This is a genomic window from Trichocoleus sp. FACHB-40, assembly GCF_014695915.1.
GTDB classification, from domain to species: Bacteria; Cyanobacteriota; Cyanobacteriia; order Cyanobacteriales; family FACHB-T130; genus Funiculus; species Funiculus sociatus.
Map to the genome: position 1 here is coordinate 186,770 of NZ_JACJPF010000036.1, position 20,643 is coordinate 207,412.

The window sequence follows — 20,643 nt, forward strand, 5'->3', positions numbered from 1 at the left end:
CCTCTATCGGAATAAATAATTATCTATATAAATAAAAAATAGGGTGGGAAATATCCCCCGCCCTATTTTAGTTATGTTGTTAGTTGCTCACAAACTATTAATCAACTCCGCCGAGTCATTCACTGGCTTATTCACCTTCGTGCTAACTGGATAAGCTGTCATTTCTTCGGCTGAGTACGAACGCAACAAAGGCTGCAATAACTCTGGCTTTTTTACCTCTGTATCAAGCCATAAATCGTAGTCTTTTGGATCAATAATTACAGGCATCCGGTTATGGACGGGGCGCATTAAATCATTAGGTTCTGTTGTCAAAATCGTACAAGAATCAATCACCTCCCCATCGCCACTTTTCCAATGCTCCCAAAGCCCAGCAAAGGCAAAGGGATGCTCATCGTTCATCCGAAAATAAAAAGGTTGCTTGTTCTTTTCTTGCTGCTCCCACTCATAAAAGCCATCAGCCAAAATTAGACACCGGCGCTGTTTAAAAGCTGCCCGAAAAGAAGGCTTTTCGGCTACTGTTTCCGCCCGTGCATTAATCATCCGCGCCCCCATTTTTGGATCTTTTGCCCAACTGGGAATCAGCCCCCAATGTAACATTTGAAACTCCCTTTGAGACTGTTCTGCATTCTGTAAAATCGTCTGAATTTGCTGGGTAGGTGCAATGTTGTAACGGGGCGTTAAGGGAGGAACATTATTTACCTGGAATACTTGGGCAATTGTTTCTGCTGATTTACTTTGACTGAATCTTCCACACATGATTTTATCCCACGCGACTAATTACAAAGTGGCGAGCTAATTTTCTTTACTTAATAGTATCTATGTACTATTTTAAGCCAAAATTATAAATTTTTATCTTCTTGTACTTGAATATGCAGAACTGGAAAAAAGTTTACTGTAGAGTTAATATTTTTTTAGGATGTACCGTCTCGGTTGGAAAAGATGATGACTCAGGGCGGCAGAGCAAATCGGTCTGGTAAAGTTTTAGAAAGAACTGTAGAAGCAACCCTGCGAGAACATGGATATTTCCAAGTCGCTAATAATTTACCGAATAAGCAGCGACGCGACTACATCTTAAACGGTTGTCTGCTACCTAAACGCTATGCAAGACAGGTTTATATTGGCAACGGCATTTATGGAACTGACATCTATGTAGACTTCTATATTATTGGTTTAGCTGCCTTTCCTTCGGGGTTAATTATTGAATGCAAGTGGCAACAAAGCGGGGGTTCTGTTGATGAGAAACTACCTTATGTCAACTTAAATATTCAAACTTGCTATCCAGTTCCATCTGTTGTAGTAATAGATGGTGGCGGTATGAAGCCGGGAGCAGTTAGTTGGTTTCACAAACAAGTTCACTCAAATGCAAATTTATTAGCAGTGCATACATTAGTAAGTTTTATGGTCTGGGCTAACAACAATCTTTAATAGGAAGTTACTAAAATTTCGGAAATCTTACCTCGTTTTTGGGGATTGGAATTAATTGCCCTGGATGCTGATATAGTGTGAATAGTAGGAAGATTATTGACTTGAAAAATTTTATCGTCACTGTAGAGTTCTCGAATGAAGGTACAGTCAGAATTAGAGAGCATAACTTTGACACCCTGCGCTGCAAGTTCTGCAAATATATTCCTAAGTTTTATCTGATTGTCTTCATTAAAGGAATAGCGACTATAGGCTGTGAAGTAACTGGTATCGCTTAGAGGATGATAGGGCGGATCGAAATATACAAAGTCATCAGAATTTGCGTACTTCAGGATATCTTCAAAAGGTCTGACATCAATAACAGCAGACTGAAGTGCAATTGATACTGAACGCAGTAAATCTGGCTGGCAAATCGCAGGATTGACATATCTGCCTATGGGTACATTAAATTTACCTTTGGAGTTTTCTCGATAAAGTCCATTAAAGCAGGTTTTGTTTAAATAAATTAAACGAGCTGCCCTTTCTAAGTCTGTGTTATAAGACAGCGATCGCATCTCATAATAATACGCTTTATTATGCTTTTTCTGATGGTGTGACAACAACTCGATTAAATGCTCAACGTTATCTCTGACGCACAGATAGGTTTCAATTAAGTTGTTATTTATATCGGTTAATACAGCTTTTTTATGAAAAGCTTGATTAATATAAAAAAATACAGCGCCTCCCCCTAAAAATGGCTCGTGGTAATTTTTGAAGTTTGTAGGAAAATAATATTTATACTGTTCTAGTAATTTGCTTTTTCCTCCCGCCCATTTTAAGAAAGGTTTGGTAATATTTTTATTTTCTGTGTTGGGTTGTACTAGCATTTAGCAATGAGTTTGAATTAACTATATAAATGTTTTATAATTTTACAATATAAGGGCTTAATATCAATAGTGGGTTAGATAAATAATTGCTGAGAATTAAAACATTAGTTGTAACAGTTGAAAGCCATAGAATTAACCATAATAACGCGCTCTAAGCAAGTTAATAGGTGTATAATCGGTTAGTGTTTGGGCGAGAAGACCAATAAGTGCGATCGCGCTTGTTCCCTGACGATAGCAGGATAAAGCGATCGCGCTCTTGCGGACTTGTCGAACTTGCGCTTTAAATGTTAACAGTTAAAATGCAGTACCTTATAGCTGCGGTCTCCAACATATGTTTGATGGCTTTTGGGATAACATCTCTCGCTACCCTCGCTACTTGGTGACAATCATCCTGGGGGTGTTCTTTTACGCCTTTGCGTGGTTGCAGCCACTGATGAAAAACCCGATAAGCGCGATCGCCACGATCAGCTTATTTGTAGCAGGCTTAACTTTTGTTGCCCTCACCCTACGGGCGATGCTGGGCTTGGCCCCAGTTTAGTACGATAAAAAATCATTGCTCAGACTGTCTTAAAGGCAGCGGACTACTATGGCTACGAGTCGTCGCGTTTCTCGCGTTTCAGCACTAATTAAACGCGAAATCAGCCAATTGCTGCTCCAAGAAATCAAAGATGACCGCGTAGGCGCTGGAATGGTCAGCGTTACAGATGTCGATGTTTCCGGCGACCTGCAACACGCTAAAATCTTTGTCAGCATCTATGGCACCGATGAAGCAAAAGCAGAGACAATGGAGGGTTTAAAGGCAGCAACCGGATTTGTGCGCCGGGAATTAGGTCAACGACTGGGGCTGCGTCGGACACCAGAAATAATGTTTCTGGAAGATGAATCTTTGGAACGGGGCGATCGCCTTCTGAGTTTGATAAATCAGCTTAGTAGTGAGCGTAAGCCAGAAAGTGGGGAAATAGAAGACACCGTTGAGGCCGAAGATTGAAATCTGTGCCGGAGTCGCTACCTGAGTGGGAATCGCTAACTGTGCCACAACAGGTAGCGCAAATGTTTGTAGTCAGAGCATCGGGCTACCTGTTCGATCACCAAATTCAGTACCCAGAATGGGAACCACCCAGAGCAAAGCTGCAACACTGGATACAGGATTTGGGCGTTGGCGGTGTAATTTTGTTGGGAGGCAGTGCAGGAGAATTGGCACTGCGATCGCAACAACTACAAAGTTTTGCCAAAATCCCTCTGCTGATTGCCGCTGATATTGAAGAAGGCGTTGGGCAACGGTTTTCTGGGGCAATTTGGTTTCCCCCGCCGATGGCAATTGGGGCAATTTTCCGGAAAGATGTCGCCAGAGCCTTGCACTACGCCCAGGAAATGGGCGCTATCACCGCCTCGGAAGCATTAGCTATTGGAATCAACTGGGTGCTATCGCCCGTCGTGGATGTCAACAACAATCCCCTTAATCCAGTCATTAACGTGCGGGCTTTTGGGGAAACCCCAGAGGAAGTAAGCCAGCTGGCATCTGCTTTTATTCAGGGCGCACAACGTTTTCCGGTGTTGACTACTGCCAAGCATTTTCCCGGACATGGCGACACGGCAGTTGATTCTCATCTAGATTTGCCCGTCTTGCCACACTCACCAGCACGACTAGGGGAAATTGAACTGCCACCGTTTGCCTCAGCGATCGCATCCGGTGTTGACGCTGTGATGAGCGCTCATCTGCTCATCCCCGCCTGGGATACCGAACGCCCCGCCACTTTGTCTTATCCTATTTTGACTTCTCTGCTACGGCAAGAGTTAGGATTTGAAGGTTTAATTGTCACCGATGCGCTGGTAATGGGAGCGATCGCTAACCGTTATGGAGCTTCGGAAGCCCCCGTCTTAGCTGTAGAAGCCGGGGCGGATATTTTACTAATGCCAGTAGATCCTGCTGGTGCCATCCAAGCAGTTTGTGACGCTGTGACAGAGGGGCGCATTTCCGAGGAGCGAATTCGCGCCTCTGTCGAACGTATCTGGAAAGCTAAACGCAAGGTGCAGGGAAGTAGGGCAGACTTGGGAGATGCCCCAATCTCCAATCCCCAATCCCCAATCCCCAATCCTCTACAACTCGCCTCACCCCACGCACTAAACACATCTGCAAACATTTCGCGAGATTCCCTGCTAGTTCATGGCCAGGTTCCTCTGCCTAGAAACACAGGCAACTTACGCAATTTAATAGTGGTGGATGACGTACTCAATTGTAAGTTTTTGAGTAAACTTGCCCCGGCTGTGGCATTGCCAAAAAGTTTAGGCTATCAATTGCAACTGGTTGACCCCCATACCCCGACTGCGCCATTGTCAGACGCGATCGCTCCCATCTCGACAACAAAAACATTGCTTCAACTTTTCATCCGTGGCAATCCTTTTCGAGGCAGTGCTGGCTTAACACCCGTTGCCGAAGATTTATTTAAGAGATTATTAAAAAACGCCGAGCTACAAGCCTTAGTAATTTATGGTAGCCCGTATATCTTAGAACAGTTTCTTCCGCATCTGCCGCCAGAAATACCTTGCGTGTTTTCTTATGGACAAATGTCAGAAGCTCAGGCGATCGCTCTGGAAGTTTTGTTCCCTCCCCAATAAATTGACTGTTAGAGGTATGCCAGTTTTTTAAACTTTCTTTAACGTTTTGCCTGTCCTACCTTTACTTATTCATAAATCAAGAGCGCTAGGCTAGGCGTACTACGCCCTTTTTGGCGTGATTTCATCCCTATAGAGACGGAATTTATTGTCAAAAGTCCCTGACTTTTGCAATCTTTATTAAAAAGAATATTTAGTTTGTAACTCAATATACTGAACTTTTTATGTGTTCGCGCTACGAACTATTCGTTAATATTAATTTTATATCCGTTAGTTTATAGGTTGAGGACTTATGAGCGTTGACACAATGCTAACTGGTGCGTCTGTATATTCCATCGATGTTATTCAAGATGAAGCACGTCAATTAGTGGAGAAGGGAGTTGTGACTCGTCAGCAACCGATCTACGTCCTGTGTCAGTACATTCCCGCTCGTGAGTGGGTTTGTGTTGAGTGTGAACTAGAAAGGTGCAATATCTTACTCCGCGATCGCATCGGCGATCTGATGGGTCAAGAAGAATGGGATAACGACTGATAAATCTACATTGAAGACAATTTTAAGACAAGGAGAGCGGTTCACCAGGAAACTTGGTGCAACCAAAAGCAATCCGTCCTCCACGCTTAAAACCTCACAGTGGAAGACAGCTATCTCTGGATTACCTGCCAATTTTTACTTTTAATGCCCGATCTAGAGAACTTATCTCTTATGCGGGTTTGACAAAATCAATTCTAAAGCCGATCTAAATCTCTGAGTCGGGGTTGCGTAGCTTCTCTAACTCAGTCCGCATAGCAGCAATTTGTGCAGTCAACTCCTGTAGCTCTATCTGCACATCCTGTTGGGCAACCGATGTCGTCGAGGTTGTGACGGTAGAACTGGGTGTCCCATAGGTAGGCGTACTCTCAGTCCGATCAGTTGGTGTTATTAGCGAATCAACAAAACTTCGAGCTACCTGCTCCGTTGTCTCTCCTTTTTGTGCCAACTGCTCTAAGAGCAAATTTGAGTCTGTTTTTAACAGTTCAAGATTTTGTTCTCGCTTTTGCGGGTCTTGTACGCTCTCCACCAGGGAAGCCGTCGCACCCAAGGTGACGCGAAATCCTTTGTGTACTAAGTCAAAGAGATTATCAGAGTTCATTAGGTAAATTAAGCCAAATTGAATGATTTGATAAGAATTGAGCGATCGCTATAGTTGACTTCCTTTTGGAATGCCAAAATGCGAACTGTGGGGCGAAGCTCACCTTGGTGCCAGCTAAGTACGGATGCCGATGACATCTAAACTTGCCGACCATTTTAAGCATACAAGGGGACATTGTGCTGAGATACAAGCTAAAAAGCATCCTTCTTAAGAAAGATGCTTTTTAGCTTGCTTTTTAGCTTCCTGGTTTAGCTTACTTGCTCTAGGTACTGATTGATATCCTCAATCAAGCGAGTAAGTTCAGCTTCCGTAGTCAAGCGGATGCGTTCATCGCGCAGGGTAAGCAGAACTTTGGCTGCAAAAGGGCTGGGCCAGATATTAGGGTTGCAGAAAATCTCTAGAAAGACATCTCCGGTGTAGCGATACTCCATTGGTTTCTGGGGATTGGTTTTACCGCCGCCACCAGCTACCAACTTAAGACTCTGCATTAATTGTGCGATCGCGCCTTGTAAATCTTGCGCCGCTTGGGGCGTAAAGCTGAAGGTGACAGAGCCTTCAACCAGGTTAAGCCTGAGTTGTGAACCGGACATGAGTAATTAACAGTGAGAAGTTAGGAAGCGAGGATTGAATTAACTCGTAACTATAACTTCTTACCACACAATAGAATCTGTAGGTTGAGTTTCGCGAGCGCTCAACCCAACTTTCTTTTCTGGGTGAGGTTCTTCAACCCAACCGGCAAAATTTTTTCTAACCCGAAATAGATGCTATCAGCCAACAATAGGTTCTAGACTGGGTGCCATAAAATACAAATGGCGAGTGAAAGAAATTCTGTGGTTGCAGATAACCGCTCGGCAGTGCGTAAAGTTTTAATTATTACCCTGCTACTCAACCTGTTCGTGATGGGATTGAAGGCTGTAGTGGGAACGTGGACAGGTTCTCTCTCGCTGCTAGCTGATGCCTTACATAGCGTAACCGATAGTGCCAATAACGTTTTAGGATTAGTTACCAGTCAGTTTTCTTCTCCCCAACCGGATCGGGATCATCCTTACGGACACCAGAAATTTGAAGCAGTGGGAGCATTGGGAATTGCTGCTTTTTTAGGTATCGCTTGCTTTGAAATTTTGCGAGGGGCAATAGAACGAATTATCAAGGGCGGCGGCGACCCAGTAAAGATATCACCATCAGAGCTGTGGTTGCTGCTGATTGTGTTAGGAGTTAATATTTTTGTCACATTCTACGAGCGCCATGTCGGACAGCGGGTGGGTAGCCCGATTTTGATTGCTGATGCCCAGCATACGATGAGCGATGTTTGGGTGACGATTACCGTTATGGCTGGGTTAATTGGTGTCTGGCAAGGTATTCAGTGGCTAGATATAGTTTTAGCTTTTCCAGTTGCTTTGCTGGTGTTTTGGAGTGGCTGGAATGTTTTAAAAGATAATTTGCCTTGGCTGGTGGATGAAATGGCGATTGCGCCTGAAGCAATTCATGGGATTGTAATGCAAGTACCCGGAGTAATTAACTGCCACGAAATTGCCTCCAGAGGTGTCGTCGGGCGACAAGCCTTTATTGAAATGCACTTAATTGTAGATGCCATTGATGTCGAAACTGCCCATCGAATCACAGAAGAAGTCGAGAAACGCTTGCAAGAACGGTTCAACCCCGTCCGAATTCTCATTCACGTCGAACCACCCGCTTACCAATCTGACCAAATTACCTACAAAACGGAATCAAAATAGGCATAGTTTTCCACAGGAAGAGGGGCTTTTCCACAGATTTTTGCGGGTTTTCCACAAAAGTTAAGGAAAAGACAATAACTTAAAAATAAATTTTTAACGCAAAGGATCACAAAGGGAGGCGCATTACGCAAAGGAGATTACTCTGCGTATTTTTGGGATACCCTCTGCGAACCTTTGCGTTAACAATCCTTCCTTTTCTTCATTCCCACTCGATAGTTCCAGGTGGCTTAGAAGTGATATCGTAAACCACGCGATTGACACCCCGAACTTCATTCACAATACGAGTAGAAACGGTTTCCAAGAAATCATAAGGCACCCTTGCCCAATCCGCCGTCATGCCATCTTCGCTGGAAACGAAGCGTAAGACAATCGGATAAGCGTAAGTACGCTGATCGCCCATCACGCCTACACTGCGAATAGGTAACAACACAGCAAAAGCTTGCCAGAACTGGTTGTACATTCCCTGGCGATTAATTTCCTGACGGACAATTAGATCGGCATCGCGTAGAATTTCTAATCGCTCTGCTGTAACTTCGCCTAAAATGCGAATTGCCAGTCCAGGGCCGGGGAAGGGTTGCCGCTGTACAATTTCTTCTGGTAAACCAATTGAGCGCCCGACTTTTCTCACTTCATCTTTGAAGAGTTTTCGCAGCGGTTCGACTAACTTAAACCGTAAGTCTTTAGGCAAACCGCCGACGTTGTGATGGCTCTTAATTTTCACTGCTACCCGTTCGCCAGATTTGGGATCGACGTTGGTATCAGCTGATTCAATAACATCTGGGTAGAGAGTGCCTTGGGCAAGATAATCAAAGGGGCCAAGACGTTTAGACTCTTCTTCAAAGACGCTGATAAATTCGTGACCGATGCGGCGGCGTTTTTCTTCGGGATCTGTGACACCAGCGATCGCATTTAGGAAACGTTCTCTTGCTTGAACGTGTTCCACAGGAATATGAAATTGCTCTTGGAACAGCTTCACTAACCGTTCTGGCTCCTCTTTCCGCATGAAGCCTTGGTCAATAAACATACAAGTCAACTGATCGCCAATTGCCTTGTACAGCAAAAAGGCCAGCGTGGAAGAATCGACACCGCCGCTTAAAGCTAACAGCACTCGCTTCTCGCCAACTTTGGCGCGAATTTCTCGAATTGACTGCTCAACAAAAGCTGCTGTCGTCCAAGTCGGTTCGCAGTCGCAGATGTGATAGACAAAGTTGCGGATTAAGGCAATACCCCCAATCGAGTGAACGACTTCTGGATGGAACTGGACACCGTAGAGCTTTTTCTCGTGGTGAGCGATCGCAGCGCAAGGAGTATTCGCTGTGTGTGCCAGCACCTCAAACCCTTCTGGCATCTTGGTTACAGAGTCCCCATGACTCATCCACATGGTGGTGCCATCTTCCACATTTGTGAGCAGATCCGTGGGATCGTCAATCAATAAGGATGCCTTGCCATACTCTCCCCGGTCAGCACTGGTGACTTCCCCACCCAGCTGCTGCACCATCAGCTGCATTCCATAACACACTCCGAGTATGGGAACGCCCAGATTCCATATTTCGGGATCGCCATGGGGCGCTTTCTTGTCATAGACGGAACTAGGGCCACCAGAGAAGATTATTCCCTTGGGATTGAGTTGCTTTAGCTGTTCGGCTGTGGTTCGATAAGAAAGCACTTCCGAGTACACTTGTGTCTCCCGAATCCGACGCGCAATCAGTTCGGAATACTGAGAGCCGAAGTCAAGAATCACAATTATTTGGCGGTTCAGTTGCCCCAAATTCTCTTCTAATTGAGGCAGTCGTTGTGTCTGTAGAGTCACCGGAGTATCCTAAATGGTGATAGTGTGGATATTCAATAGTCCTTAGTTAGTTACTAATGACTAATAACTACTAATTTTCTAGAAAAACTGCTTTATTGCTATTTATTAAGTTAATTGGTATTCCTATAAAATTAACACACTTGATACAGTAACGCGGCACCATTTTGGCTTTTGACGATAATCCGGCGATCTCGATCGAACAGCAGGGAACCGACGGTAACTTGAGTATCGATCATCGTGCGGATGTAAGCTTGCGATCGCGTGTCAATAGCCTCACAAAGTGAGCTATAAACTTGATCGGCGATCGCGCCTCCACTAGCATCGTCCAATTGCCGCAGGTAAAAGAGCGCATCTTCCGCTGTAGCACTTTGGAAAATTGCCTGCAATGCCGCAGTCGGTAAACCCAGCTTTGCACAATGAGCAGTCAAAATTTCCATCCTTCCATCAGCAAGGTGGTGGTGAGTGTGAAAAATTCCCCCCGCAAGTTTTATAAGTTTGCCGTGGTAGCCAAATAATAAGATTGACTTAACCTGCTGCAATCCAGCTTCTACCAACATTGGGCCAAGCCAGTTAGCAGTTTTTACCATTCTGTCTGGGTGAATACCCAGTTGTCGCGCCAAGTCTAAGCCATTTTCCCCTACGCAGAACACCAAACAGTCGAAGTGAGCTTTGTGTTGCAGTTCCTCGCGGAAAGCTTCTAGCTGTCCAGTAGCACTCAACGGCTGAGAAATGCCTGTAGTTCCCAGTAGCGAGAGTCCATCCACAACGCCAAAAGCTGCATTTGAGGTGCGTTGGGCAAGCGATCGCCCGAAGGGCAAAATAATCGTCACCTGGATTTTTTCCTCTGGTGACAGCAGACGCTGCAAATTCTCTTGTAACAGCCGCTGGGCATAAGCATAAATTGCCGGTTTGTCACCAGCATTCACCATTCGCCCAATTCCTTCACCGCCTTTGATCCGGATGGAGGAGTGAGAAGTTTGGAGTGAGGAGTGAACTGATTCTTCTCCTTTTGCTACCCCGTTTAAAAAAGGCGATTGCCTTTTGTCTTCTTCAAGCCATTCCACCAGTACCCAGATTGGTGTGTTGCGGGTGAGGTCAAGGTTATCGCCGGGATCGCTGGTGGTAATTGCCAGCGCCATCCCCTCACCGATCTTAGCAACCTGCTCAATGGGTATTTCCACTGTGTCGGCGGGTTCAACTAAATCCACCGACACAGCGTTTATTTCTGGTTGTTCTTGGCGTAACCAGCGCAGGGCGGCAATTGCAGCGGCACAAGCAAAGACTGGCAAGGTATATCCAAAGCGGGGTGGGGTTGAGGTCATTGTGAGAGTGCGATCGCGATCGCTGCGCGAGGGTGACTTTTAACAGCTCTGTCATCAGTCTTTCATTGGATTCTATCAATATAAAGATTTTGTAAGTATTTCCTGCTCAACGAGACACTCTGGAGGTTTCATGAAATTTTTCTTTACGAACTTGTTTTCCAAAGCTCCTGCTCAAATTTCCAAATCAGAATTTCGACCAAGCACTGTGGTAATCAGACCCAGTGGGTGCTTGGATAGCAAGACCAGTCCTGCTTTTATTAAGTCTCTAGAGCAAGCCTTGGAATTGGCGACAGATACTGTGGTGGTGGATATGATTGCGGTAAATGCTATCAAAAGGGAGGGGGTCAAAAGCCTGCTGCATGGAATGGAGAAAGCTGCGGCGCTGGGCAAAACCCTAACTTTTGAATTTCTGGATGTGGCGACGCAAAGAGTTCTCGAAGCTGCCTGGAACTATGAAATATAATTTGCAAAAATTAAAAGCTCGACTTATGCAACCTCCTAAGTCGAGCCTTTTGGTTTTAATATTCTGGTCTTTGTCCTACGCTAGGACAATTATTTTTTCTTGCAGGTCAGCGATCGCTTCTTCAATTCCCACTCAAGCAACTTCCAGATTGTCTACTGTGACTGTAGGGTTATCAAGAACAGCGATCGCCAAATTCAACTGCTTCACTCCCTTTAGGTTCAATTCTGATGTAAAAATCCTATCAACTGTACAACCCTCAAAGTTTGCCTTCTCCAAGTTTGTCCGAATCATCTGAGCCTCGCTCAGGTTTGCCCATCTCAGGTCTGCCTTGCTGAGGTCTGACTCGCTAACAACTGCCCGTCTCAGGTTTGCCCATCTCAGGTCTGCCCCACGTAGGTTTACCTCAGAAAGTTGTGCATCACTGAGATTGGCTCCACTCAGGTTTGCCTTTCTCAGGTTGGCAGAGGTGAATTTTACCTCGCTGAAGTTTGCTTGGCACACAACTGCATTACAGAGGTTAGCCCCACTCAGGTTAGCTCCACTCAGGTCTGCCCATCTCAAGTCTGCGCCGCTCAAATTTACGCCGCTCAAATCTGCGCCACTCAAGTTGGCAGAGGTGAGGTTTGCGCCTCTGAGATTAGCCGAGGTGAGGTCTGCGCCGCTGAGATTGGCTTGGCTAAGGTTAGCTCGTCTGAGGTTGGCATTTCTCAGGTTTGGTTGGAGCTGAGGATGCTCTTTTCTTGTCTGATTCCAGCTTTCTACTCCAAAATTTAGCAAATCCAACTCCTGGTTGGCTGCACCTTTAAACCGGGTTGCGATCGCAATAATTGTGGGATTATTTTTTATATCTATTTTGCTTTTCACTATATAACTTCCCATTTTTTCCTTAGTAATCTCAATTATTTGAACAAAGCTTCCGGATAATTTCACCTTATAGCGATCGCAATTTTTCATCCTTTCAAAGCAATTTAGCTTTTCTACTCTTGGAGTCAATTGATTAAGTTAACTAAAAGCGCGATTCGCTTCTAAACCTTACTTTCTATATCTTAAGGAATATATTTGATGTTTAAAAACATTTAGATTAACGTTCACTTAATCTTTAAATTACTGGCATTTATCTGAGGAAGTAGTAAAGATTAAAAAGCGGTGTTGGACAATTGGATAGCTATCAAGCAAAATTTTCAACAATGTACAACACCAAAAATGTCTGTATTCTAAGCTACAAAACTCCAAATAAACGCTATCCTAATACCCGCCCCGTAACTCCTGTGCCTTAGCTTGGGCTGGGGCAATGATTTTTTCTTTCAGGTCAGCGATCGCTTGGCTTAGACTCGGATACTGGTAAGTTGGGAGCATCCAAGGATATTCGTGCAAATCATCCGATATAGCTAAGTGGGTGGTATCAACTTGCACTAACGGTTGCACTGGGACTTCAGAGATACCTAGGAGGATTTTCAGTAATTCCTGGGGGATGTGAGGAGCGTCTGTGAAATCGGCAATGATAAACTTCACCATTCCCGCCACGGTGGAGATTGATTCCTTGAGTTCGGGCGTTGTTGATTTTTCTAACTCAACCGACATGGGCAAATAGTCATGTTGACGAAGAGCATCCCGAATTTCCTCCAGTAATACAAGGCGATCGCTACTTTGAAAGCAGCCCAGGATCAGCACAATGTTGGAGTGAATAGAATTAAAAACCTCGCGGACTTTCTGGTGATTTAGCAGAAAGTAAATAAACTGAGCGACTTCCAGATTATCCACCGCGATCACGCCTTCCCCTGGAGGAGCTACGCTGAGGTTTAACTGGTTGGCTGCTTCCAGATTCAACCCCCAAGAAGAAATACCATAAATTAAACAACCTGCAAGATTCGCCTGCTCAAAGTTAGTCTTGAGCAACCTTGCTCCCATCAAGTTTGCCTCACCCAGATCAGCTCCGGAGAGATCCGCACCTTGTAAATCCGCACCAATGAGAATCGCGCCTCGCAAATCCGCCCCGATCAGGTTCGCGCCGATCAGGTTTGCTCCCCGCATATCCACCTCACTCAGATTTGCCCCGATTGCGATCGCCCCGGATAAATCTGCTTTGCCGAGATATACCCAGTGAAGATCGGCTCCATCCAGGTTCACCCTACTCAGGTTCGCTTCTAACAGGTAAGCCTCGCTGAGGTTTACTTCACTCAGATCCGCCTCAGACAAATCTGCTTTACTCAGGTATGCCCCACTCAAGTTAGCGCCCCGGAGGTCGGCTTGAGACAGAGATGCCCCCATTAGGTTCACTCCGCTCAAATCTACGCCACTTAGAGATGCCTTCATCAGGTTTACCCCACCCAAATCTTCCTGGCGCAGATCGGCTCCTCTGAGGTCTGGCGGTATTCCTGGACTCAAAGAGCGCCACTTATTCCAAGCTTCTACTCCTTGCTTTAGCAGAGCCAGTTGTTGCTCGTTTGCCATGCAGCTCCACGCCCCTTTATTTTGGCAGATGCCATTACTGGCCTTTGGTACGATGTCTTGGCGCTTACTTCCTGGTAGTCATGCACCCAAGCCATAGAGATTCACTGAGATTTTTTGGGAAAGCTATATAAGACAGCCAGACTACTCAAACTACCACTTTCTAAATAAGTATGCTCTTAGGTTTATTTTTGTTTGAATAGATTAAGAAGTATTTCTTTGTGGAGTAGATTCCCCCGCACAGAATTTCTAGTCTATCAAAAGCCTTAATTTTAAACCAGCTTAGGAATAGTTGTGTTTATCAGTGAGGATTTTGGTGTTCGCCCATACCAGCTAGTTTGAAACCAGTCTAGGAGCGATCGCTTGCAAGCCCCAATTGAAAACGTATCTCCTCCAAATTTAGAGGTTCTAGAAACCACCCCAGGTTCTGTGGTGGTATCCCCTCAATCGCCAGCGAAAATTTCCAAAGATGCCATTCGGTCTAGTCTGAAGGCATCTGCCTGGGATGCCGTATTTGCTGCCATTTTTGGCAACATTACTGGCGGTGTCTTACTGAGTAATTTTTTGCTCCAACTGGGTGCTGGCCCAATTGAGATTGGTATGCTGTCCTCAGTTCCTATGTTGGTGAATTTGCTGCAACCGGTGGGAGCATATCTGTCGGAGCAAAGCACCAGCCGCTACTGGTATAACGTCTGGATTTACGGCCCATCACGGCTGCTGTGGCTGATTTTAGTATTGGCGATTGGGTGGAAAAGCTGGCATCACACCGATTTGCACACATTAGTCGGCTTGACATTGGGGATAGTCTTGGCAACCAATGTTGTTGGAGCCTTGGGAAGTGCGAACTGGATGAGTTGGATGGCGGTGTTGGTTCCCGAAAGGTTGCGGGGGCGCTATTTCGGCATTCGCAATAGTGTCACAAGCTTGACTACGCTGCTAGGCATACCCCTGCTGGGTCTAGCAGTGTCTGCTTGGCCTAGTGGGACGATTCAGGGTTACGCTGTGGTCTTAGTGCTGGGGGTAGTCATGGGGCTAATTAGTCTCGTCTGTCAATTTTTCATGGCGGATGTGAACCCCCGGATGCAATTCGCAGCAGCAGGGGAGAGTGGGGAAGTCGGAGAAGTTCCCTCCCTTACCCCATCACCTCAGCGCCCCCTCTCTTTATCTCGCTTTGAGCCTAATTTCTTGAGGTTTTTGCTGTACTTTGGCTTTTGGGCATTTGCAGTCAATATCTGCACTCCCTTCTTTGGTCTTTACCTGCTGGACAATCTGGATATAAGTGTCACCTGGGTAACTTTCTATAGCAGCTTAACGTCTGCCGCTACCTTGGTGATGATGGTGGTGTGGGGCAAGCTGGCAGACCGGATGGGGAATCGTCCGTTGCTGGTATTTGTCGGAATACTGGTAGCAGTGACACCTTTATTCTGGCTTGGACTTGGGGCTGACCCGATTTCTGTTTGGATTTGGTTCCCGCTTTTACACGTGCTGATGGGTGGGACTTGGGCAGCCATTGACTTGTGCAGCAACAATCTGCAAATGTCAGTGGCATCGGGGCGCAATCAGTCTACTTACTTTGCGATCGCTGCTGCTGTTTCTGGGGTCTGTGGTGCTTTGGGAACGACTACTGGCGGCTTTCTGGCTTCTCAAGTCAATTTTGGGGGTTTGCAAGCAGTGTTTGCCCTCTCTGCTGCCTTGCGGCTAATTGCTTTATTAGCTTTGTTCTTTGTGCAAGAAAAGCGTTCTACCCCACTATTGCAAGTGATGCGATCGCTTGTTCCCTCAAAATCTCAACTGCTCCCAGTTCCATTAGTTGTACCAGGAGTAGAACAATCCCGGTTAAATCCTGAGCCAGTTGAAGTTCCCGAATAAATTGGCTAGTAGCTAATAGCTATTAGCCATTAGCTATTAGACTTATATTTTCTACTGTTAGGAAAATACTTATTAATCAGATTTATCAGATTGTTCAACTAATTTTCTCAAACGAAGATATGCCTCTTCTGGTGTTAGAGGTTCAGATTCTATCTCGTTAGGGATGTAAAATTGTCTGCTATCTGGAAAGTAACGTACAACAAAACTAGGGATAAGTCCTAACTCCATAGCCTTTTTACCCAGCGCTTCGGCTGTGTCTGAAAGGCTTGATTCGTCATGGAAGTGATACTCGCTCATACCCTTTTGTCTCCACCATATCTGTAAAGCTTACACTCTTGCGGGGGTAACCGTCTTGAAAAATAGTGCTACAAGCCCACTCCACAAAAGTTACCGTTGAAAATTGGCTTTACAAACGCCCAACATCCGTTTGTCGTTATTGCTAAGGTTGGTAATTCGCTCATATCCGTGGAGTTGTAAGCTACCGTCAGTTTGCAAGCCGCTACTTGAGGCCACAGGAGATGGTTGTTGAAGGGTGATTGAGTAGGGATTTGTTGTTTGGTCGTAAGGATCTACAACGGTCAAATTCATTTTCTGTACTGCGACCGTGCCGGAAAAACAACTAAATTCTGAAGAGGGCATATACAATGCACCAACTACTTTTCCCTGACGCGCTTCAAACACCATATACTCTTGACCAATTTGTTCTGGCTTTTGGGAACTACCATAGAGGTAGATTCCATCAGGAACTCGCTTGGTTGGTGAAATAGTTGCTTGTGCAATTAGTGAAGGCGAACTAAGTTCGGCTGCTGGCAAAAGTGGGGCTAGTGTCTCCAAAGCCGCGGCGCTGGTTGCCATGCCTACTGTTAGAAGTAATCCCAAAGCAGGCACTTCAAAATGACGCTGTTGAAAAAATCGATCGAAGAATTTGTTTAGCACCGTAGTATCCCCTTAGCAATTAAGAGTAGACACACTCAAGACCCTAATTAAAAAATAGCTAATAATTGAGGTTGAATGCTTCACTCAAATGGGTGAAAGACTTCTCACCCGATAGGAGTTTTTGTTAAGTCAAGCGACGTATTGAGGACAATTTTTTCTACAGGAGATTGCCCCTGAAGTCTAGAAGACTGATTTGTACTCCCTTGATTGAGCCGTTCCATTAGCTTTCCTCAATGCGTCAGCGTGGGCTTGTCTCTTAACTGATCGTTGACTTCATCGGCACCAGCCTGAATTACGCAAAGACTTTAGGAAACTTTACAAAAGTAAGAGTGCGGGCAATCCCCACCTACTGAATGCTGAAGGACAGAGGGGAGGAGATATTTAACCAGATAGGGGCAAAAAAGCCAAATAAGTAATAAACCCGCTCCTAAAACTTAGTAGGGGCGGGTTTATTGGATATAACTGCCAGAACCGGGAATCATTGGTTAATCCCGCTCCCACAGTTAGCTAGCGGCGATGTATTCGCGGACATTTGCTTGACGACGGCGCAGATGTGCGAGGGCTTGGTGTTCGAGTTGGCGTACCCGTTCACGGCTGAGGTTCAGTCTCTCGCCGACTTTCGCTAGAGACAGCTCGTTGCCATCGTTTAAGCCAAAGCGGAGGGTTAAGACTTCTCGTTGCTGCGGTGTCAGTTCTGCTAAGAGATCATCCAGGTCTTGCCGCAGAGATTCCTGGGTCATGTAATGGTCAGGAGTGGGGCCGTCATCTTCTAGAAGGTCTTGCAGTTCGGTATCTTGGTTATCACCGACGCGCACATCTAGAGAAATTGGTTGACGGGCGATATTCAGGTACTCGCGGATCAAAGCGGGTTCTAATTCCAACGCTTCGGCAATTTCACCGGGCGTAGCGCTGCGACCCAGCTTTTGAGCCAGTTCCCGTTGTACTCGCTTAATTTTGTTCAGCTTCTCGGTAATATGGATGGGTAAGCGAATAGCTCTGGCTTGTTGAGCGATCGCACGAGTAATCGCTTGGCGAATCCACCAGTAAGCGTAGGTGGAGAATTTGTAACCGCGCATCGGGTCAAATTTCTCTACGCCCCGCTCTAAGCCTAACGTGCCTTCCTGAATTAAATCCAGAAATTCCATGTTACGCTTCTGGTATTTCTTGGCGATCGCTACCACTAGACGCAAGTTGGCTTCGATCATCTTGCGCTTGGCTCTTGTTCCCAGCTTTATTACTCTATCTAATTCAGCTTCACTCAGCTGCACATGATCTGCCCACTCTTGATGAGTTGGTTCGCGCTGCAATGTTTCTGCCAAAGCGTCTTTAGCTTCAAGCAACGCCATCATTTGCTGTACCTGCTTACCATAGACAATTTCTTGCTCGTGGGTCAGCAGGGGTACGCGCCCAATCTCATGCAGATATGTGCGAACCATATCAGCTGTAAACATGGGTTGTTTAGTCGTCTTTTTTTGGGTGTTGGCAATTGGCATGAGTGAGTGGTGACTCCGTAAACAAGCAACAAATCTGTAGCAGGGGTTAAACTAAATAGGAGATTGCCAGCTGTTAAGATGAGAATAGCTAGGTCAATCTGCCAGACACATCCTGCGAAAGTTGTAAAGATAGCCTACCCATTTGAATAGGCTACCGTAACACATAAGGAACCATTCGTCAAATACTTCCGCTGGGGATACCTCTCAAGCTGGTATCAACCACTTATTAGCCACTCCTGATATCTAATCAAGGCTAAAGTCAAAGTCGGTATGAGTTTGTCTTACATTTCTATAATATCACTAATGTTAGACGACGCTTGAGGGTGAAAGGTTCATCCGATAGGGTTAAAGTTGCCGCCACCACCAATTTTTTTGACGCTGGAGTGAGGCGGGGTCTAGAAGGATCTATCTCATATATATAATGATGACCGGAAAACCCTGAAACTGATACAGGTGTTCTTGTGGGATAACCGAACTGATTTTGGGAAGAAGTCCGTAGTCACCAGGTTAGGAATCTTCCCTGAGAACTGGCTAAAATCCAATATCAGCTTTAGCTGCTTCGGCGGCGGCGAACACGTCCTCATCAGACATTTCTTCCCAGCAAGTATCACCGATTTCTCTGTAGAAGGTTTCATCATAAGGACGAGTCCTTACTACTACTGGCATGGGGACAGCGTGACCTAAAATTAAAGCTTGTTGCTTGGAATCCAGTTTGGCGAGAACGGAACGCAGACTCGCACCGCCAGAGACACCTGTGAAAATGGCATCGATGTCTTTTTCATCATTCAGCAAAGCGGTGATGCGGGTGCCAATCTGAGACATCACCTCATTATCAATCCCAGAGGGACGCTGGTCTACCACTAACAGAGTGACAAAGTATTTTCGCATTTCGCGGGCGATGGTGCCAAAGATGGTACTTTGGACGATCGCTGGGTCAAGAAAGCGGTGTGCTTCTTCAATAGTAATTACTAACTGCTGCGGGCGATCGCTTGTATTTTTTGTCTGCAAAAATGTTTCAGCTTTGCGGACATAAGCTGCGTGAATGCGACGAGTAATCATATTCGTCACTAACATATAAGAAAGCATATCCGACTGGGAACCAAATTCAATAACTACGTGCTTACCAGCATCGAGAGATTGCAAAATTTGATTTACGTAGTTGTGAGGACAAGCTGTTCTGAGATATTTTAAATTTTCTAAGCGCATCAGTTTGCGCTGCAAGGACATAATCGAACCTTTATGGCCCTTCCTTTCCTCGCAGAACATCTGGATTTCCTCGTTGGTCATATTCAACAATTGGACAATCCAAGAGTTGCCAAACTCGGCGTTTAGAATGTTGGCGTTGTCTAAAGCAGCTTCGGAAAGACCTAACTCGTTCCGCACCAGAAAGATATCTTGAACTTCTATTTGGTCGTAGCTGAGGTAAAGTTCCTGCGCGTCGCGTACTCCTCGCCGCTTGGTAGATTGGGGGTCGAGGGTGTACATTTCTACCTGTCCGGGAAATAGCTGGCGCAAACCTTTTACAGTGCTGAATTGTTTGCCTTCGCGGACTGCTTCCCAGCCATATTCCGAGTGCATATCAAAAATTAAATTTACCGCTGCTTGCCTGCGGATGATGCCAGATAATAGTAGGCGGGTGAGAAAAGATTTGCCTGTGCCAGATTTACCAAAAACACCGTTGCTACGTTCTACAAATCGGTCTAAATCTATACAAACTGGTACTTCCATATCCAGTGGTTGACCGATGGCGAAGTTGCGACGGTGGGGGTCGTCTTCCCAACCAAAGACGGCGCGAAAATCGCGTTCAGTGGCATCATAAACTTGACTAAAGTGGCTGGGAACTGTTTTAACTGGCAGCAACTCCATGTCGCCGCTAGTTTGCGCTTGAAATGATGCGATCGCGCTTACTTTCTTGGGATTTGTGTCAGCTACCACGTAAGTTCCGCCAGATTCACTTGCATCTCTGGTCAGCATCAACATTGGTGTTAAATTGATGGTGCCATAGGTGCCACTTCCTGCCAAGACTGCTTGCAAAAAGGTGTCATCGGCACTGGGAGGATCGGCGACAATTCGCTGACTAGAAGTTCCCAAAGAAACGTCCGTAAGCATACAGAAGAAGTCTGAACGAACGCCTCTGACAACTAAGAATTTGCCTACCCGCATATCCTCAACAGAAACATCGGGATGCAGTTTTACTTCTAGTCCCTGACTGAGGGAACCTTGAACTACCGATCCTAATGGCTTGTCCATCATAGTTCGATCTGGCATAAATGCTGTTGCTTAGGCTTCCAAAGTTTATCGTACTTTTAGGTAACTATAGCAGTCCTAAATCATTTGTGAAGGCGAGATCCCCGACTTCGTAAGAGAAGTCGGGAATCTGAAGGGTTGGCACCTCACAACTAAAATAGGATTGCTATAGCTATTAGTTAAAAATAATTGTAGTTAGGTTTCGTTGCTACGCTAACTATGCTAACTAGGTGGGAAAAAAATGATCAAAACAATTAGTAGGGTGAGCAATGCTCACCCTGTTTCTTA

At 45.6% G+C, this 20,643-nt stretch carries 21 protein-coding genes; 8 read left to right on the forward strand and 13 right to left on the reverse strand.

Features of this window, described 5'->3' with window-relative positions:
• Nucleotides 1-87: 87 nt before the first annotated feature.
• Nucleotides 88-756 (reverse strand): SOS response-associated peptidase, encoded by a 669-nt coding sequence (locus tag H6F63_RS05420; RefSeq protein WP_190635513.1) that lies wholly within the window; start codon nt 754-756, stop codon nt 88-90.
• Between the two features lie 186 nt (nt 757-942).
• Here H6F63_RS05420 and H6F63_RS05425 point away from each other — a divergent pair, with 186 nt between their 5' ends.
• Complete coding sequence (locus H6F63_RS05425) at nt 943-1,425, forward strand: PD-(D/E)XK nuclease superfamily protein (protein WP_190443402.1); 483 nt, start codon at nt 943-945, stop codon at nt 1,423-1,425.
• Here H6F63_RS05425 and H6F63_RS05430 read toward each other — a convergent pair.
• Nucleotides 1,422-2,288, reverse strand: a complete 867-nt coding sequence (locus tag H6F63_RS05430) for a DNA adenine methylase (protein ID WP_190635515.1) — start codon at nt 2,286-2,288, stop codon at nt 1,422-1,424. The two genes, H6F63_RS05425 and H6F63_RS05430, sit on opposite strands and share 4 nt — an antisense overlap.
• Before the next feature lie 331 nt (nt 2,289-2,619).
• Here H6F63_RS05430 and H6F63_RS05435 point away from each other — a divergent pair, with 331 nt between their 5' ends.
• The 4 genes from H6F63_RS05435 (at nt 2,620) to H6F63_RS05450 (ending at nt 5,433) form a co-directional block, all read left to right on the forward strand.
• Nucleotides 2,620-2,826, forward strand: a complete 207-nt coding sequence (locus H6F63_RS05435; protein WP_190443107.1) for a DUF751 family protein — start codon at nt 2,620-2,622, stop codon at nt 2,824-2,826.
• Between the two features lie 48 nt (nt 2,827-2,874).
• The gene (rbfA, locus tag H6F63_RS05440) at nt 2,875-3,276 is read left to right on the forward strand and encodes a 30S ribosome-binding factor RbfA (protein WP_190635517.1); all 402 of its coding nucleotides are present in this window, start codon (nt 2,875-2,877) and stop codon (nt 3,274-3,276) included.
• Nucleotides 3,273-4,904 carry a glycoside hydrolase family 3 N-terminal domain-containing protein gene (locus tag H6F63_RS05445; RefSeq protein WP_190635519.1) on the forward strand — a complete coding sequence of 544 codons (1,632 nt, stop codon included), beginning with the start codon at nt 3,273-3,275 and terminating at the stop codon, nt 4,902-4,904. The genes rbfA and H6F63_RS05445 overlap by 4 nt, the downstream gene beginning before the upstream one ends.
• 289 nt (nt 4,905-5,193) lie before the next feature.
• Nucleotides 5,194-5,433, forward strand: a complete 240-nt coding sequence (locus tag H6F63_RS05450; protein WP_190420427.1) for a DUF4327 family protein — start codon at nt 5,194-5,196, stop codon at nt 5,431-5,433.
• A 205-nt stretch (nt 5,434-5,638) separates the two neighbouring features.
• Here H6F63_RS05450 and H6F63_RS05455 read toward each other — a convergent pair whose 3' ends face one another.
• The 3 genes from H6F63_RS05455 to H6F63_RS05460 all read right to left on the reverse strand — a co-directional run bounded on the left by H6F63_RS05455 (nt 5,639) and on the right by H6F63_RS05460 (nt 6,621).
• Nucleotides 5,639-6,031 (reverse strand): hypothetical protein, encoded by a 393-nt coding sequence (locus H6F63_RS05455; protein ID WP_190635521.1) that lies wholly within the window; start codon nt 6,029-6,031, stop codon nt 5,639-5,641.
• Between the two features lie 8 nt (nt 6,032-6,039).
• Nucleotides 6,040-6,168 (reverse strand): hypothetical protein, encoded by a 129-nt coding sequence (locus H6F63_RS30385; protein WP_277876347.1) that lies wholly within the window; start codon nt 6,166-6,168, stop codon nt 6,040-6,042.
• Nucleotides 6,169-6,279: 111 nt separating this feature from the next.
• Nucleotides 6,280-6,621: a hypothetical protein gene (locus tag H6F63_RS05460; RefSeq protein ID WP_190420423.1), complete on the reverse strand. Its 342-nt coding sequence runs from the start codon at nt 6,619-6,621 to the stop codon at nt 6,280-6,282.
• 240 nt (nt 6,622-6,861) lie between these two features.
• Here H6F63_RS05460 and H6F63_RS05465 point away from each other — a divergent pair, with 240 nt between their 5' ends.
• Nucleotides 6,862-7,767, forward strand: a complete 906-nt coding sequence (locus tag H6F63_RS05465) for a cation diffusion facilitator family transporter (protein WP_190635616.1) — start codon at nt 6,862-6,864, stop codon at nt 7,765-7,767.
• Between the two features lie 199 nt (nt 7,768-7,966).
• On the opposite strand, the gene guaA is transcribed toward H6F63_RS05465, so the two are convergent.
• On the reverse strand, nt 7,967-9,577 hold the full coding sequence (gene guaA, locus H6F63_RS05470) for a glutamine-hydrolyzing GMP synthase (RefSeq protein WP_190635524.1): 1,611 nt from the start codon (nt 9,575-9,577) through the stop codon (nt 7,967-7,969).
• A gap of 131 nt (nt 9,578-9,708) precedes the next feature.
• The gene (cbiD, locus tag H6F63_RS05475) at nt 9,709-10,899 is read right to left on the reverse strand and encodes a cobalt-precorrin-5B (C(1))-methyltransferase CbiD (RefSeq protein WP_190635525.1); all 1,191 of its coding nucleotides are present in this window, start codon (nt 10,897-10,899) and stop codon (nt 9,709-9,711) included.
• A 130-nt stretch (nt 10,900-11,029) separates the two neighbouring features.
• Here cbiD and H6F63_RS05480 point away from each other — a divergent pair, with 130 nt between their 5' ends.
• Entirely contained in the window at nt 11,030-11,362 is a 333-nt protein-coding gene (locus tag H6F63_RS05480; RefSeq protein WP_190420419.1) for an STAS domain-containing protein, read from the forward strand.
• 132 nt (nt 11,363-11,494) lie between these two features.
• Here the strand turns inward: H6F63_RS05480 and H6F63_RS05485 are convergent, their stop codons facing one another.
• Both H6F63_RS05485 and H6F63_RS05490 read right to left on the reverse strand, forming a co-directional pair.
• Entirely contained in the window at nt 11,495-12,226 is a 732-nt protein-coding gene (locus H6F63_RS05485) for a pentapeptide repeat-containing protein (protein ID WP_199297709.1), read from the reverse strand.
• Nucleotides 12,227-12,607: 381 nt separating this feature from the next.
• Entirely contained in the window at nt 12,608-13,813 is a 1,206-nt protein-coding gene (locus H6F63_RS05490; protein ID WP_190635529.1) for a pentapeptide repeat-containing protein, read from the reverse strand.
• A 360-nt stretch (nt 13,814-14,173) separates the two neighbouring features.
• On the opposite strand from H6F63_RS05490, the gene H6F63_RS05495 reads away from it, so the two are divergent.
• On the forward strand, nt 14,174-15,679 hold the full coding sequence (locus H6F63_RS05495) for an MFS transporter (RefSeq protein ID WP_190635531.1): 1,506 nt from the start codon (nt 14,174-14,176) through the stop codon (nt 15,677-15,679).
• A 72-nt stretch (nt 15,680-15,751) separates the two neighbouring features.
• On the opposite strand, the gene H6F63_RS05500 is transcribed toward H6F63_RS05495, so the two are convergent.
• From H6F63_RS05500 to H6F63_RS05515, 4 genes are all read right to left on the reverse strand, one after another.
• Nucleotides 15,752-15,976 carry a hypothetical protein gene (locus H6F63_RS05500; RefSeq protein ID WP_190635533.1) on the reverse strand — a complete coding sequence of 75 codons (225 nt, stop codon included), beginning with the start codon at nt 15,974-15,976 and terminating at the stop codon, nt 15,752-15,754.
• Between the two features lie 90 nt (nt 15,977-16,066).
• Complete coding sequence (locus H6F63_RS05505; protein ID WP_190635535.1) at nt 16,067-16,615, reverse strand: hypothetical protein; 549 nt, start codon at nt 16,613-16,615, stop codon at nt 16,067-16,069.
• A gap of 503 nt (nt 16,616-17,118) precedes the next feature.
• The gene (locus H6F63_RS05510) at nt 17,119-18,108 is read right to left on the reverse strand and encodes an RNA polymerase sigma factor, RpoD/SigA family (RefSeq protein WP_190635537.1); all 990 of its coding nucleotides are present in this window, start codon (nt 18,106-18,108) and stop codon (nt 17,119-17,121) included.
• A gap of 531 nt (nt 18,109-18,639) precedes the next feature.
• Entirely contained in the window at nt 18,640-20,358 is a 1,719-nt protein-coding gene (locus H6F63_RS05515; RefSeq protein ID WP_190443395.1) for a DUF87 domain-containing protein, read from the reverse strand.
• Between the last annotated feature and the right edge of the window lie 285 nt (nt 20,359-20,643).